An 18,739-nucleotide genomic window follows, 5' to 3' on the forward strand; every position below is an offset into this window, starting at 1 on the left:
ACATGTACAAATCCTTCGTCTTAACGAATATTTTATATCTTCTAAAAAGAATCTGAGTGCATACTCTACTACAACACGCGAAACTAAGAAATGGGACACAATTTATAAAGCCAAAATTGCTGTTAAATTTAATTATTCTTTATAAATCTTTTAAAAATACAGGATATAAATTCTTCCCTTTAATTATCTTTGCGGGCCCTAATTTTTCACCAATATCTTTCCATACCTGACATGCTACCAACTCATACTGTGCTAATTGATTATCAGTTTTTAAATTTAATATCTTATCTCTGAATTCTTCCAGCATAGCTGCAATTCCCTCTGGCCATAAATTGTTATATACATCTCTATATGACCTTTTTTCTATAGGTAATAATAGTTCTGTAACCTGAAAATCCAAAAATTCATTTTCACCATATAAATCAAGAACACCATCTTCATTCTGTGGCACATACATAGTAGGATTCCATAATACAATTCCATTCGAATCTGTCAGAATAACACTTCCTATAGTAGTTTCAATAACGATTCGATGTAAAAGATGTGTATGATTATCAGGATCAGTTGTATTCATCTGGTTCATTACTCTTAAATTTATAGGAATTCCATTAACCTCTCCACTTAGTGAGCTAAATGGATTTTTTTCACTATTATCATTATCTAATTTAAAAGACCATGGTCTAAATCCTCCCAAAGCTTTTCCTAATATATCCACTAAAGGATATAAGACCTGCATGCTACATGCTGCATCAATATATATAGCTTCACTTTTCTTTAATACTTTTCTAGTAACATCAATAAATCTACGTACTGTCTTAAGATTAGGATAAAAACTATTAACCTCATAATAAGCATCAAATTTTCGTGCAGTTTTTCTGCATCTTAAAACATCTTCATAATGTACAGGATGTTCTTGTATTACATTAATTCCCTTAGATAATAATCGATCTGCTATATTTGTTCCTGCTCCTCCAAGCACAGCAGATCTTATTACAACACAAACTATATCAACATTTTCTTTAGTTAATTGTTCAGTGCTTGTATACAAAGGAACATTATATTCACTAGCACATTTAGCTGCTTGTTCACTCCCCCTTGCTAATATACCCACTAGTTTAAATTTATCTTTTAATTTTTCAATTCCTCGCAGATATACTCTACCAAATCGTGTGCCACAAACAACTACTCTTAAAGGTCTTTCTAAACTCATCATAGCATCCCCTCTTCCATTTCTTCTAAGTTACTCTCTGATTCTTTAGGTGGAATATCAATAATATTAATCCTTTCAACTGCTTTTGTTTTAAGTAATTTTTTTATCACTTTATTTGAGTCTAAACATTCAAATGACCAGTATACTCCATTATCAATATCTCCTTCAAGAACTCTTTCCACTGCCAATGCTGCAACAATTCCACTGAATTCATAACTGTTTGAGCAACGTAATATGACACGCTTTCTTTTTTTCTCCTTATCAATTGTTCCTTCCATTTCAACAACCATGGTATACCATTGTTTATTAGTATCTATAGACATATTAATTAAGTCATTTACTTTAGAGACAGTTTCATTTAATACTTCTCTACTTTTATCTATTATCAATCTGCCACAAGCTTTTGCCATAATATCTTTAACTAATTTATTATTTATAATATTAATCCATCTTGCTTCTCTTAAATTTAATGTTCTAGCAAGTTTCACAGTCTCATAATTAATAAAATCCTGTATATATGCTTCTTGCTTAAATCCTGGGATAAATACTTTATCTTCATATTCATGATTACTTTTTATGATTGAACCATCTCTAAACATAGAATCTGGAGTACCAAAGCCTGAAACTGAACTTAATAAAACATCTGCACATGCACTCCAAGTGGATTTCTCAATTCCTCCTGAAAATATCTCCAATTTCTCTACATTTTCAAAACATTGATTGGCTAACCAACATGGTATAATAGCTGAAAGTCCGGGGAAATTACCAGCACTTATAATAAAGGTACCTTTCTTGTTATAATTCTTTTCTATTAGAGATTTTTCTAAAAAATCTCCTCCAAATACATCTACATAATAAGCACCAGCCTTTTGAGCAGCTGTTGCCACCCTATCACCAATACAGTATGATGGTCCTGCACAATTAAGAATCACTTCACAGCCACTGCAAAAATTATCTAATGAATCTTCATCATACGCATCTACTTTCATCCACTGAAAATCTACATTGTATTCCTTATTTTTAGGGAAACTACGTTGCCCTCCTCTTATTGTATACGATTCTTTTAGAAGGTTCATGGCAATTCTGCCTACTGAACCTTCATATCCTAGTATTCCTACAACAGACGACTTCATTACTTATCCCCTCCGATAAGCAGTCTTGATAACGAATCTGAATTAGGCGGCTTAATACATGTCATATGATCCCCTTTAATATATTTAATTTTTAAATCTCCCATAGTTATTTCCTCCCAGAATGATTCACATTTTAAATCTTCAATCGGTAAAAATGCTGTTCCTTTATCATCACATCTTAATGCAAGTACATCCCCCATATATGGATATGATTTATATTCTCTAACAGCTTTAAAATTGCAACAAAATACCTTGTACATTGTTTTAATCTTATCAAGACTGTAATTCATACTTTCTCCATTTAATAAGGATACAGTTGAAAATATCTTTAATAAACGTTCTTCTTTAGACTTAGATGCAAGTTTTCTATAACACTCTCCAACTTCTTTGAATTCACCATCTAATGAGCATAAAGCTTCTGTTGAAAGTATATTATTATTAGATTTTTTAATACTTTCAAGAGCTTTTTTAAGAATATCATTTTCAATAATATGTCCTGCCTTATACATATCTGCACCAATCCCTGTACCAAAAGCTCTTTCCATTAATAATTCACTTTCCATATCATGCTCATTTATACCAGTATCTATTGTTATTACTCTCCTAACATGGGCACCTGATTCTAAAAGAACTCTTGCTGTTTCCAAAGCAACCAATCCCCCCATACAGTATCCTATTACTTCAAACTCACTGGCACCAGACTTTAATAAAGCTCTTGCATATTCCTCACCTAAAGTCAAAATATAATTCTCACAATTTTCCACGTTATATAAATCTGTACTTTCATATGAGAAACCTACAATAGCTTCATTATATTTTTTATCATTTATTAAATATGGCAATATATAATTATATGGTGTAAGAAGCCCAGTTGCATCAGCCATTAGTACCTTCATGCATTTAGTGTAATCTTTAGATTCTGCAAAAACAACATATGGAAGTTTATGATCATTTTTATCACCTCTCATATTTTTCTCTGATTCTAACTTATTATCAATCAAAACCTTTGATATCTGTGCTACTGTTGGATTTCTTATTATCTCTAACATAAGCCTGTCCCACTCTAATTCCATTGCTTCATCTAATTTATCTCTCATCTTTGCTACAACTTGAGCAACAAGTAATGAATCGCCCCCAATTTCATAAAAATTATCATTTCTCCAAATTTTATCTCGTTTTAATACTTCTGCCCATATACTAGCAATACGTGCTTCAAGATCATTTTTAACCTCTTCTCCAGTAACTGATATAAAAGTTTCCATATTTTCTATACGTTCTTTTAAGATGTTACGATTTATTTTCCCATTATTAGTTAAAGGTAATTTAGGTATTACTTCAATGTGTCCTGGCACCATATATTGTGGAAGATTATTTTCTATAAACTCTTTTAATTCCTCTACCGAAACTGATTCATTTTCTGCTTCAAACCTTGTTATGAACACTCCTTGTCCACCTAAACTAAGCTTATCATCTTTTTCTGGATAAGAAGATATAACTTTTAGCCCTGCTTTTGAAAACATACTAATCCATTCTTCACGTTCAAAGAATACTTGATCTTTTCCTTTTCTTGAGTCAGTAAACCCTGTTAAACCACCTTTAAATTCCAATGATGTTAATAATGAATATGCTTCATCAATAGCATCAATTACTATAAGCTCTCCGTCTGGAACTGCAAGTTCCTTTAAGGTTGCAAGTGCAGAAGGAACATCATATGCATCATGTAATACATTCGCACATATAATAATATCCCATGAAGAAGCAGTTAATCCCTGTTTCCAATATTCTTTATTTAAATCAAACAAACCATAACTTACCCATGGATAATTTCCATAAGCTTCATGAGCTTTGTTTAAGAAAAAAGTAGATATATCTGTAAAATGGTACTCAACATTATAATTATTTAATATTGGAATTATTTCAGACGTAGTTCCCCCTACACCTGCACCCACTTCTAAAATCCTTATAGTTTTATTTTTATTGAGTTTACTATATTTATCTGCAATAAACAAAACTGCTTCTTTTACAACATTATTCATACACTTATTAATTAAATTATCTCTATAAGCAGACATTGCTATATCTGAACTTCCTTTTGGGAAAAGTAATTCTAAAGAATCAACTTCTCCTGTTAAAAGCTTAGGTAGATTTATGCTTGACTCTTTAAAATAATCCATAAGCTTATTTCCATATTTAATTTTTTCCTCAACCTTATACCATTCTTTCCAGTATTCCTCAAAGTCACTATTCCTTATAGACGTATTTAATAAACTATACTCAGCTTTCGTTTCATCATATGATAAATACTTTTCAACACATAATGCTTTTAACCATCGTCTTATTAATTGATGATATTGTGTTGAAACTTTTAAAGCCAACTTAATTTCTTCTAGCGTATGTGTACATTCTTCATCTTTAAAAAGTCCTGCATTAAATAAAGTTTTCATAATATCTGAAAGTGTAGTTTTATTTGCATTTTCAATCCATTTTGTAAATAGGTTTCTATCAATTGATTGACTAGACTTCTCTCCTGCTTCAAAGCATATATTGTTCATAACATCATCTTCATGATTTAAATTTTTACAAGAAAGTTTCTTAGTCTGAACAAATGAAGCCAATTTATATTCACTTGGATTATTTCCACTTACTATTGTTACTGCTGCTGATACCAACGGATGTTTTTGAAGAACACTTTCAATTTCACTTAATTCTATTCTGTGCCCATGTATTTTAATCTGGGTATCCTCACGCCCTAAGAATTCTATAATTCCATCAGAACGATATCTTCCAATATCACCTGTATAATATAGGCGCTCTTTAGTTTCCGGATGAATTATAAATCGTTCTTCTGTTAATTTTTTATTCCCTAAATATTCTAATGCTAATCCTTCTCCTCCAATATATAGATTACCTGCTGTCCAATTTGGACAAGGCTGTAATTTTTCATTTAATACATAAAACTTTTGGTTAGTTAAAGGAATACCATAAGGTATACTTTTTTCATATTCAGTATTGTTATTTATAGGATAATATATTGACCAGATTGCAGCTTCTGTAGCTCCTCCCAAACTTATTATCTTAATATTTGGAAATTGACTTTGCATTTCCTTTGGTAATATTATAGGAATCCAATCTCCAGATAATAAAGCTAATCTAAGTTCTACTTTTTCTTTATTATTTCTACTTTTCAAGCATGATATAAGCATCTCCATCTGTGCTGGTACAGAATTCCATAATGTTATTTTATATTTAACTATCATGTCTACCCAATGATTAGCTTCTTTTACATGGTCAGGATCTGGCAATACTAAAGTTCCTCCTGCACTTAATATTCCAAAAATATCATAAACTGATAAATCAAAGGCTAAATTTGCCACACCTAAGATTTTGTCATGATAATCTACTTGAAATTTAAAATTAATATCAGATATAGTATTCAAGGCTGCACGGTGACTTATTACAACTCCCTTTGGCTTTCCTGTACTTCCTGAAGTATAAATAATATAAGCTGGATCAGATGACTCTCTGCTAATAGCTTCTATATCTGACATCTTAACAGGCTGTAAATTTTCAACATTAAGTAAAGAAATATTAGATTTATATTTTTCTTTTGAACTTTTATTATTTGTAATAACATATCTTATTTTTGAATCCTCTAAAATTAAATTTTGTCTTGATACAGGTTGAGATGCATCAATAGGTACATAAGTACATCCTGCAAGCAATACACCAAGAACCGATGCTATCTGCCAAATACTTTTTTCAAGTATTATTCCTACAATATCTCCTTTTAAACATCCCTCTTCTATTAAAGCTTTCTGCACTGATATAACATATTCTGATAAATCCCTATAAGTAAATTCTCCCTCTTTACAAATTAATGCAATATTATTAGGATTATTCTTTACATTACTGCAAAATTTATCATGAAGTAATCCTTCTGGAACTGGTGCTAAAGTATCATTCACTTTTTCACGAACTTCTTTCACATAAAAAGGTAACTCTGCTACACTCTGAGAATTCCAAGTTTTTTCACCATCAGCCAACCTATTTATTAACTGGTTAAATGATTCAAAGGCATCTTCAATTACTCCTTCTTTGAAAACTCCATTTCTCACATCCCAATTTACACAAAGCCTATCATTTTCTTCTGTAACCTGACAGTCTATCCACACCTGTGGTGTTTGGCTTATCTTATAGGTTACAGTAGAATTCCTCATAAACTCACCATCTATAGCATTACTGTTACCTACACCAATAGTACTTGTATAAACTACTGGCATTATTACATTTTTATTACGCTGACGATGCATTTCACGAAGAACCTCAACCCCCGAAAAACCACTATGCTCTAGATCATTCCATAAACGCTTCTGATTTATCTTAGCTCTTTCAACAAATGTATCTCTACTTTCTCCTTGAACCTGAAAAACATCTACTACAGTAAAATCTCCTATTACCTTATTTATATCTTCATGGATATCAGGTCTATTTAGCAAAGTAAGGTTAATACAAAAATCAGCTTTCTTAGACCATAATCCAATAACCTCTGCATAAGCTGAAAGTATTACTACAGATGGAGTTATTCTATTAAGTTTAGCTTGTCTACAGATTTTCTCCCATTTTTCTTTACTTAGAGATAACTTGTATTGATCAAATATTACCTTTTCTGTATTGATTTTTTCTACATTAATAGGAAGTTCAGGACCTTCTGGCATTCCTTCAATTCTTTCCATCCAGTATTGTTTATCCTTTTCTCTTTTTGCTTTTTCTAATAAATGATTTTTTCTAGATTGTTCAAACAATACTATATCTCTATAACTTATTGATATTGGCTCAAGTTCTTTTTCAGGTTCATAATAAAAATGATCTAATTCTTTTAATAATATATTGGCGCTTACAAAATCTGAAATAAGCATATCTATAGAAAGATGTAGTATACTGTTTTCTTCTAATGTTGTTAAGAAAAGATCAAAAAGAGGCCATTCATCTGTCTTATATTGCTTTGTTGAAAGCTCTTCTCTTACCTTTTTTATAGCTGCTTCAGCTTCTTCTTTATTTGCTCCTCTTAAGTTCTGCTCTTTTAAAGGAGGAAGATTTACTTCCTCCAGTACTTTCTGATATCCTTCAGGAAATACAACTGCACGAAGCATTTCATGTCTCTTTATTACTGCATGCCATGCCATTTCAAGTCTTTTCCTATCGACTACTGGCATAGTAAGTTCAATATAAGCATGACACCCCACACCACCATATTCATAAACATTATTTCTTCCAACTAAATAAGCAGTCTGTACATCAGTAAGTGGAAATGCTGTATATTTATTTTTAATATCATAAATTAGATTAAAATTAGATTTATCACTTAAATATTTAATTAATTCACTCTTATGGTCTATAAGTTCTGCCTTTCTTTCAGAATTCATAACACCTGATGGTGCTCTAAATCTCAACTTGCCATTATCAACCCAAAGCTTAATTCCAAGTGATTCATGTTTATCAATAAGCTCAGTTATACTCATATTGTTCCCTCCTCAACTTCTTCAGCATCACTAATATTTGTTTTGCTTGAATTATCTTCTCTAATCTTTTCAGCTAGTAACGCAATTGTTGATGCATTAAATAATATATCTAATGATAATCTCACATTAGATATTTTTCTCTTTTGTAGCTCCCCAATAATTCTTACAGCTTTTAGACTATCTCCTCCACATATAAAGAAATCATCGTTTCTTGAAACCTCTTTTATTCCTAAAACTTCAGTCCAAACTTGTTCTATTTCCTTTTCAAGTTCATCCATTGGAGAATCAAGTATTACATGAGTTGAAGTCTTATATTCCATTAATAGTTGTTTGATTTTTTTTCTATCAACCTTTCCATTTGCATTTAATGGTAAATCATCTAAAATCATAATCTTATTGGGAATTAAATATTGAGGCAGTTTTTTATTAAGAAATACCTTTATTTCACTTTCTGATAAGTTTTCTAAACATTCTTTATTAATTAATACAGCTGCAGAAATAATTAATGATTCTTCTACTACTACAACAGCATTTTCTATATATTTATTTTCTTTCAATGTAGCTTCAATTTCTCCAAGTTCAATTCTGTATCCTCCAATTTTAACCTGTGAATCTTCTCTTCCTAAAAATTCAATATTTCCATCTGGTAGATATCTTCCTAAATCTCCCGTACAATATATCCTTTCTCCATTTTTAGGATGGTATATAAATTTTCCCCTATTTTTTTCTTCATCATGCCAGTATCCTTTGGATAACCCCATTCCACTAATATATAATTTCCCTGGCACCCATTCTGGACAATCCATCATAAATTCATTAAGAATATAATATTTTTGATTATTAAGTGGCTTTCCATAAGGTATGCTATTCCACTTAGGATTAATATCCTCAATTTTATATGAATTTGACCATATTGATGCTTCTGTAGCACCTCCAAGACTTATAACTTCTACTTTATTAAAATATTGTTTAATCTTTGATGATAAGTCTAATGGTATCCAATCACCACTTAATAATACTAGTCGAATTAACCCTTCCATTTTCTTTTCTTTGTCTGACAAATATTCTATCAACATCTGCATAAAAGCTGGCACCGTATTCCATAAAGTTATCTTTTCTCTTTTAATTAAATCCATCCAATGCTTTGGATCCTTCCTTTTATCTGAATTTGGTATAACTATAGCTCCTCCAACTGTAAGAATGCCAAAAATGTCATATACAGAAAGATCAAAATTCATATTAGATAATGCCAATATTTTATCTTTAGAGGACACTGAAAATCTTTTATTTATGTCTAAAATAGTATTTAATACTGCTCGATGCTCTATCATTACCCCTTTTGGTCTTCCAGTTGATCCTGATGTATATATAATATAGGCTAGATTAGATGGCTTATTAATTAGCTTAATAGTTTCAAGATTATTATTTCTTTCTAATTTATCAACACACATAACTTGAATATCTTTATCCATGCTTAACTTATCTTTCAACCATGACTGAGTAAGAATTATCTTCACTTCTGCATCATTTATAATCTGTAAAATTCTCTCCTTTGGATTTTCAGGATCTATAGGCAGATATGCTGCTCCTGACATTAAAATCCCTAATGCAGATACTATTTGTTCCCATCCTTTTTCCATAACTATTGCAATTAATGTATCTGGAAGTGCTCCATTTTCTCTTAAAAGATATGCCAGATAATTTGAACGTGATAATACTTCTTTATAAGTAAATCTGTCTTTATCGGTAATTATTGCAATATTATCACCTTGTTCAGATGCTATTTTCACAAAGATATTATCTAAAGTTTCAACTGGTATTTCCTTATCAGTGTTGTTAGCTTCAATTCTCATATCAGATTTTTTTAACTCAACAATATTTAAGGTCCTTTCTTCCCAGACTGAATTATCTTGTGCTAATCTATTTAAAATTTTATAATAAGCTTCAAACATATCATTAATCATTCCATCTGGAAAAAGATCTTCTACGAAATCCCAAATTAAAAGCAATTCATCATCCTGCTCTATAACCTGATGGTCCAACCATACCTGTGGTGTCTGAGTAATATTATAAGTAAGTTTTCCAACCCATTCATCTTCATTCCATTTATTTATTCCTATTCCACTTGTAAATACAACAGGCATTGTTGCTCCCTTATGTCCATCATATAATTTAGATAATTCACGTTGTACTTGTACACCTCCAACATAAGGATGATCCAAATCCATCAAAAGCTGCTTTTGAAGATTTTGTGCTCTTTTAAGAAATGTACTTCCACTCTTATTATCTACTGCTAATAATGTTAAAGTAGTAAAATCACCTATTATAGAATTTACCTCTGGGTGAACTGGCAAACGATTAAACTGTGTTAAATTTATTGTAAAGCAAGGATTTTTACTCCACATGCCAAGTACCTCTGCATAAGCAGTTAAAAGCAAACTTGATGAAGTTAAACCTGTAGCTTTTGCTCGATTTTTCAATCTATTCCATGTTTCACAATTGAGTTTTCCTTCAAGACGTGAAAATCTCTGCTTTGAAATATCTTCTGGATTTTTATCTAATGGAAGTTGTGGTGCTAAAGGTAAATCTTCTAATCTATCAGTCCAGTATTTTAAATCTGATTTATATAATTCAGATTTTTTATTATCCTCTAAGGCCATAACGTAATCCCTAAATGACAAATTAAGACTTGGCAGATATGCATCAGCATCCTTATAAAGTCTGTTCCATTCACTTAAGATATGAAACATACTCCATCCATCAAAAATTAGATTATCAAAGCTTATATGAAGTCTCATCTCATCATTTCCAAATTTAGATGCCTTCACATCAAACAATGGCCACTTATCTATAGAAATAACCTGATGTGACATTTCATCTCTAACTTCTTTTAAATGCACTTTAATATATTCATCATCTTTATCATTCATATCAAAAATATTAATTTCATAATATGGCACATTATCCAAAATTCTTTGTGTTCCATCATCTGCTATTACGCATCTCATCATTCCATGCTGTGCAATAAGTCTCTGCCATGCTTTTTCAAGTCTTTTTATGTTTATATTACGGCAGTCAAGTTCAAAATAGCAGTGAGTAGATACATTTCCTAAAGAGTAAATCCCTTTTCTACCTACCCAGTAAGCATATTGAACATCTGTAAGCGGAAATGGTTCATATAAATTTTCTATATCTGGAACTACCTTAAGTAAATCATTTTTATTTTTACTGTTTAAATCTTTTTTATCTTTCATTTCAGTAATATATTCTGCCAATTCTGCTATAGTAGTTTTTTCAAATATATCCGTAAGTGATAATTCAGCTTGCATCTTTTCTCTTATAATTCCAGTTAACTTAGTTGCTACTAATGAATCACCACCTAATTCAAAGTAATCATCATCAATACTCACCTTTTCTATATTAAATACATGACACCATATTTCTGCAAGAGATTTTTCGATTGACGATTCTGGATTTCTAAATGATTTTTCATTCTCTGCTTCCTTAAATATATTAAACTTAGGTAAAGATTTTCTATTAACCTTTCCATTAGAAGTAAGAGGCATCTCATCAATTAATATAAAAGCTGATGGAATCATATATGATGGTAAAATTGACTTAATGAAATCAGAAATTCTTTTTGGTTCAAAATATCTAATTTTATTGTTTGATTGTCCAATTATTATATGCTGGCCTAAAATATTCATAATTTCATTTTTATCTGTAAATACATTACTGTTAATAAAATTTCTTTCTTTTAACATATCAATCCATTTATTTTGTGAAATAAGTGGCTCTCTTTTCTCTGCTCTTTCATCTTCAAACTTTGTAAATCCTTCTTCTATAAATGCAGTCGTTACCTTCTGTAGATTATTATTAATAGTCATTTCTGATATTAATAGCACTCCCCCTAAAGATAATAAATATTTAACATAATCTAAAGTTTTATCAATATTTACTGATCTATGAAGAGAATCTGAAGCAATAATAATATCATAGCAATTCTTCTTAAACCCTTGCTTTGCTGGATCTACATTTAAGTCAAGTAGTTCATATTTCATAAAAGAAAAATCAGAGCATTTTCTTTTCATATCATTTATAAAAAAAGCTGAACTATCTGTACATGTATAATTCACATTAAAAGAAGCTAATACCTCTAATAAAAATTTTGTAAGCTTACTATTTCTAGCACCTATTTGTAAAATTTCAACTGGCTTATTCTTACTTTTCTTTTCAGCTAACAATAATATAATTTTTTGTAGCAGATTATCTCTTTGTTGTGTTCCAATCATAAATTCCACAAGATTATCTGGAGATAAAGAAGTATTTTCAGAGAAAAATACTTCTAATGGACTTAATTTTCCCCTTAATAGATCAATACTATATTTGCCAACTTCTTTAACATAATCTAAAATCTGCTCAATATATCTTCTTTCCTGCTTTAAATTACTTTTCACAGAATTTGATAATGAATATAATTCTGCTTTAAAATCTTTAATACTTACATAATTATTTTCAGTATCTATTACTAATATATTTCTCTTAATTAAAACTTGAAGCCATTGATTTAATAAATCTTTATAATTATCACAAATTCCTAATTTCTTAACTATATCTTCATAAGAATTCTTCTCACCAATCTTAGTAAATAATCTTAACTCATTTAATGTATTTAAAATAAAAGCTAAGCTTATAGAGTCCATATCATCCCAAAACATTGCTGCTTCCTGAACTCCAAGTTCTTTACATAGTTCCTTTTTATTTTCATCTTCTTTTAATTTAAGAATATCTTTCCACATAAATTCTGAATCTTTATGATTATTTTTTTTAACTTCATATAGAGATGAATCTTTTCTTTTACTATCAACTATATATCCAACAAGATGTTTATTACCTCTTTCATCTCCATCAGCTACAACTACAGCATCCTCTATATCTGGATGTTTTCTTAATGCATTTTCTATCTCACCAAGTTCTATCCTGTGTCCTCTTATTTTAACCTGAAAATCCTTACGACCTAAAAATTCAATATTTCCATCACTTAAAAATCTTCCCAAATCTCCCGTCTTATACCATCTAAGTCCATTCCACTTAATAAATTTCTCTTTAGTTAACTGTTCATTCCCTTTATATCCTTTAGCAACACCTGCTCCTCCAATCCATAATTCTCCTGGAACTAGATCTGGACAGTCTCTTCCATTTTCATCAACTACTCTGTATGCTTGATTAGGAAGTGCATGTCCATATGGTACTGATGTCCATTCATTTGGTAATGGAAGCTTTACTTCAAAAATATTAGACCAAATAGCAGCTTCTGTTGCTCCTCCCATAGCAATAAATCTACATCCATCCGTAATATTATCAACACGTTCTGGTAAATCTAATCCAATCCAGTCACCTGAAAGCATTACAAGCCTAAAAGGTAATTGTTTTTCATAGCTATCTTCAGCTGCCACAAGAAGCATATCCAAAAGTATAGGAACTGAATTCCATATTGTGATTTTATGCTTCATTACCTTTTTAAGCCATGCATCAGCATCTCTACGTTCTTCTTCCTTTACCAATACTAGTGTTCCACCGACACTAAGAATACCAAAAATATCATAAACTGATAAATCAAAGTCTATTGCTGATACTGCTAAAAGACTATCATTTTCACATAATGAATATTTTTCATTTAAGTTCGATATAGTATTCCATGCACTATAGTGGCTTACTTCAACACCTTTAGGTTCACCAGTAGAACCAGAAGTTAAAATTATATAAGCTGAATTATATGGTGATCTTAAAGCTATTTTATCAATTGGAACTGCATCTTTAACTTCATCTATATTTATTAAATTACTATCTTCTGGCCATATAATTGAATCTATTATTTTAGTATCTGAAATCACATAATTTATCCCAATATTTTTGTGGATTATTCTACGACGATTATCTGGCTGTTCTACACTTATTGGTACATAATATGCTCCTATGCTTAAAATTCCTAAAATCGCTTCTATTTGATTTATTCCTCTCTGTAATGTTATTCCTACAGCATCGTTTTCTTTAATTCCCATAGATTTAAGGAAACCTGCTATCTTTAAAACTCTTTCTGCCAATTCACTGTAAGATAATGTAATGTTAGATGAATCATCAATAAGAGCTATTTTTTCAGGAGTTTTCTTTGCAAATTCAAAGAATGATTCATGCAGACATTTAGATGGCTCTGGTAATGTTTTAGGAATATTATTTCTTCGTTTTTCTTCTTGTAAACGTAATAATATATCTGTAGCATATTTATTCCAATCATTAAAATCATCTGCAAGATAATTAATAAAATATACATATGCAGAAAACATCTCATCAATTAATTTATCTGGAAATAACTCTTCAACAGCATCCCAAGCAAGCATAAGTTCATTATTCATTTCATAAATTTGAAAATCCAACCATACCTGTGGGGTCTGAGATATCATATAAGAAAAATCTCCCAGCAAACGGCGGAACTCTTCATTAATAAGGTTTGTTCCTAAATTACATGCAAATACAACTGGTGCAAAGTTTCCTTCTCCTTTATAAATACGTGCTAAATCACGTTGAATTTCTACTCCTGAATATGAAGAATTGGAAACATCATTATAAAATTGTTCTTTAACATCACTTAATCTGTTCAAAAATGTTTTTTCTAGGCTGCAGTCAACAGATAGTAATAATAAATTTGTAAAATCTGCTACCACATCTTCTATATATGAATTTCCAGTTTCACGGTCAAACAATGGTACATTAATTAAAAATTTAGAATTTGTGCTCCAACAATTAAGCACTTCTGCATATGCTGTTAAAAGTACCATAGCAGGTGTAATCTGATTAGTAGCAGCTTGCTTCTTTATAGAATACCACTGCTCTTTTTTTATCTTAAAAGTTCTTCTTCTAAATGTAGGTTTTCTTATTTCTTCTGGTCTGTTTTTTAATGGAAGTCCTGGCGCTAATGGTAACTCTTTTAATCTTTCACCCCAGTATTCTTTTGCTTTTTGTTTGTCGTCTTCTTTTATTTTCCTGTCATTATATAAATATTGTGCAAAGTTCCAGTTAGCAGATGAAGGTGATAAATCATATCCTGCATATGCACTGGCTAAATCTCTTAATATAATCTGCATACTTTGTACATCACATACAAGCAAATCTATATCAAAATGAATTCTTGTAAAGTTATCAGGAAGTAAAGTTAACTCTAATCCTGCAACGTTGCCTTTTTCAATATTTAATTTACGATGAGATAAATTCTTTCTTATTTTTTCTAATTCTATAGTTACTTCTTCTTTAGAACATGATCGTAAATCATTTACTACTATTTTATTTGAAAATGGCTTTTCCATTATCTGTTGTTGTCCATTATCTAAAAATTTTGCTCTAAGCATTGAGTGATGATTAAGTAACTTATTCCATGCTTTTTCTAAAGCATACTGTGATACATTTTTCCCATCAAATTCTAAATATGCATGACATCCTCTTCCCCCCATAGGTTGGTCATCTTGTCTTCCAATCCAATAAGCATACTGAACATCAGTAAGTGGAAATGGATTATTCATATTTTTATTTTCTATTATTACTTTATCTTTCTTATTTTTTACTATACCATTCTTATTATTTTCTAATATTTCCCACCACATCTTTACAGTTGGCTCTTCTATAAGCTTTGAGAACGTTACCTTATATCCTGCTTTTCTCCATTTATTTACCAATCTCATAATCTTCAATGAATCCAAACCAAATTCAATTAAATTACAATCATCATTAAATTCAATTGAATCTGATAACATTTCTTTAATCTGCTTGTGAAATTCTTCAAAACTAATTAATGTACCCTCTTTCATACAATTAAATCCTTTCAATTCAATTATTTTAAATTTCCTATTTAGAAATTAACTGCTTAGAAACACTACTTAATTTTTCACATGTTTCCTGCAATTCTCTTTCTGGCTTAGACATTTCAACTATCCCTGCCCCTGCACGAATCCAAGCTTGATTATCCTTTTGATAAATAGTTCTAAGTACAAGTGCCACATCCATTGCTCCAGTACTATCCAGTGTTATTACTCCTCCACTATAAAGATCTCTAGGATATTTTTCAAATTTACCTATTGCCTCAATAGATTCTTTTTTAGGAATACCTGAAGCTGTTACTGCTGGAAATAGTGTATTTAATGCATGCCATGAATTATATCCTTCTTTGATTTTACCTTTTAATCTAGAAGCTATATGCTGAACTGTTCCTCTATTTTCAACATACATAAACTTAGTCACTCTCACTGTTTCCTTATCACAAAACCTTTCCAGCTCTTCAAAAGCTAGCTTTACAGATACTGCATGCTCTGCAATTTCTTTAGGATCACTTAATAATTCCTTCTTCAATCTTTCATTTTCTTTATCATCCTCTACAAGTGCACGTGTACCTGCTAGTGGAAATGTACTTGCCCATCCATTATCATCAACTTCCACAACAGTTTCCGGACTAAATCCTGCTACACTCATACCTTCAAAATTGACAAGAAAAGATCTTGCTGGAGAGTTAACTCTTCTTTCTGCTATATAACTTGCAACCATATCAAGCTCACTATTTATAGGTATTTTTCTAGATAAAATTATTTTTTGATATTTTTTGTCCTTAATATCTTTAACTCCTCTTGCAACCATATCCATATATTGTTCTGCATCATATGTGAATATTTCTGGGACATTTATTCTCTCTTTATTAATTCTTGCCTTCAGACTGTTTTCAACCAAATTATTTTCAAGTATATCTTCTACTAGTTCTTTAATATCATTTAAATCTTCCTCTTTTAACGCTCTTAAAAGAATTGTATTATTTAATAATCTCACTTCAACTTTTGGAATAAACATCTTTACCATACATTCATCTTCTGTTAAAAGTGGAAGATTATTATTATATCTAGCTAATCCAAAATTAATAATTCCATATGAACGCCAGTCTTTTATTTTAACTTCTAAAAATACTTTATTAATTGTTTCACTTAATACTCCATTCTCTAACTCTATGTTTTTACCATCGATTTCTAATGTGGTATATTCTGAATTAACTTTTACTAACCCATAAATTCCTATTCCTAATGATAATTCACCATTATTTTCATAAAGAACATAATCTTCCTTAGATTTTAAATCGGTAATTTGAGCTGCTATAAGATATGCATCTGAATTAAATTTAATTTTTTCTTCATAATATGATTTCATTTTTTCACCCTTTTCATTAATATTTTCCAATACCATTTCTCTTAATTTTTGTTTATTGATTTTTCCCACATTAGTAAGAGGCCAAAAATCAATATACTCAATCTGATCTGGTATTTTATATTTAGCAAGTCCTATATTTTTCAAAAACTCATGAATTTCAATTTTATTTAAATTCCTATCTTCTGTAATTAAATATGCACAAGTTCTTTGTCCTAAATTTTTATCCGGAACTCCAATTACTGATGCTTCTTTTATATCAGGATGCTTGCATAAACATGATTCTACTTCTGAAGGCATTATCTTTTCGCCAGCCCTATTTATCTGTTCTTTTATTCTTCCTCCAATTTGAATATTTCTTTCTGATGTAATTCTAGCTTTGTCACCAGTACAATAGTATCCATCCTTAGTAAAGCTTTTACTGTTTTGCTCTGGAAGCTTATAGTATCCTTTTATAGTATAAGGTCCTCTAACAAGTAGTTCCCCATAATTTCCTTTTTCAACATCTTCTCCATTTTCATCAACAATTTTGATATCATCATATTCTGATAAAGCATGTCCCTGACAGCTACAAATCATATCATCTGAGTCATCTAATGAAGTGCAGCAGATAAGCCCTTCTGCTATACCATAAACTTGTTGAAGCTTAAATGGCATTTCGCTTACTATACGTCTTGCAACATTTTCGTCTAACATAGCTCCTCCAACCTGAACTACCTTAAGACTTGAAATATCATATGAATCATCCCATTCTAATACTTCTAGCCATAAATTCATAAGTGCAGGTACAAGAGCTGTTATTGTAACTTTTTCTTTCTCAATAAGTGGAAATATTTCATCACAGCTTGAAGTTTTACACATTACAACTTTTCCACCAACTGATAAAGTTCCTACTATACCTGGATTACCAAAAGGAAAATTATGAGCTGAAGGTAGAACTGTAAGATAAGCACTTTCTGAATTTAATCTGCATCTTTTTGCTGCCATTTTTGCATTATACATATATCCTGAATGAGTTCTAGGGATTAATTTAGGAGTTCCAGTTGTCCCACCAGATAAAAGTAAAAATGCTGTATCTCTATATGAAGGTTGCTCAAGATTTAAATCAGCAATATTAATATCATATCTACTTAAATTTTTTAAATTTTCATCATCCACTATAATGTTTTTCACGCATTTATTTTTCTTAGCTAAGCTATCAGCCATATTTCTATAATCAAATCCAAGATAATTATTTGGTATAATATACGCTACTGGCTGTACTAATTCAAAAATCCCATCTAATTCATACTCTCTATTAGCAGGAAGTGCAAGAACTGGAATAGCCCCAACTCTAAATAAAGCAAAACAGTTCACTACAAAAGACATAGTGTTAGGTAATTGCAGAACTACATTGTCACCTTTTTTTATTCCCTTATCAATAAAGTTTAATGAAAGCTGGTCAACTTTTAAATCAAACTCACTATACGTTAACTTATTGTCTCCTTCTACTATTGCAATATTGTCTTTGTACTTCTTAGCCCATTCTCTTAAATGTTCTCCCAAATTTAAATGTTCCCATAATCCAAGTTCTTCGTACTTTCTATAAATTTCATTTATACTTTTATTATCACAATTTATATCCATATATAACCATCTCCTAT

5 protein-coding genes are annotated in these 18,739 nt (G+C 30.4%); all 5 read right to left on the bottom strand.

The genetic code is table 11. The features are described 5' to 3' along the window. Positions 1-139 precede the first annotated feature (139 nt). From KYD98_RS05860 to KYD98_RS05880, 5 genes are read right to left on the bottom strand one after another with little or no spacing between them, the layout of a single operon-like run. The gene (locus KYD98_RS05860; RefSeq protein ID WP_219778660.1) at positions 140-1,213 is read right to left on the bottom strand and encodes a Gfo/Idh/MocA family oxidoreductase; all 1,074 of its coding nucleotides are present in this window, start codon (positions 1,211-1,213) and stop codon (positions 140-142) included. Continuing rightward, entirely contained in the window at positions 1,210-2,343 is a 1,134-nt protein-coding gene (locus KYD98_RS05865) for a saccharopine dehydrogenase NADP-binding domain-containing protein (protein ID WP_219778661.1), read from the bottom strand. Before KYD98_RS05865 ends, KYD98_RS05860 begins: the two co-directional genes overlap by 4 nt. Next, complete coding sequence (locus tag KYD98_RS05870; protein ID WP_219778662.1) at positions 2,343-7,862, bottom strand: non-ribosomal peptide synthetase; 5,520 nt, start codon at positions 7,860-7,862, stop codon at positions 2,343-2,345. Before KYD98_RS05870 ends, KYD98_RS05865 begins: the two co-directional genes overlap by 1 nt. Next, positions 7,859-15,721 carry a non-ribosomal peptide synthetase gene (locus KYD98_RS05875; RefSeq protein WP_219778663.1) on the bottom strand — a complete coding sequence of 2,621 codons (7,863 nt, stop codon included), beginning with the start codon at positions 15,719-15,721 and terminating at the stop codon, positions 7,859-7,861. The genes KYD98_RS05870 and KYD98_RS05875 overlap by 4 nt, the downstream gene beginning before the upstream one ends. Positions 15,722-15,758: 37 nt before the next feature. Beyond that, positions 15,759-18,722, bottom strand: coding sequence for a salicylate synthase (locus KYD98_RS05880; RefSeq protein ID WP_219778664.1), 2,964 nt, complete (start codon positions 18,720-18,722; stop codon positions 15,759-15,761). Positions 18,723-18,739 lie beyond the last annotated feature (17 nt).

This window comes from Clostridium weizhouense (genome assembly GCF_019431045.1).
GTDB classification, from domain to species: Bacteria; Bacillota; Clostridia; order Clostridiales; family Clostridiaceae; genus Clostridium; species Clostridium weizhouense.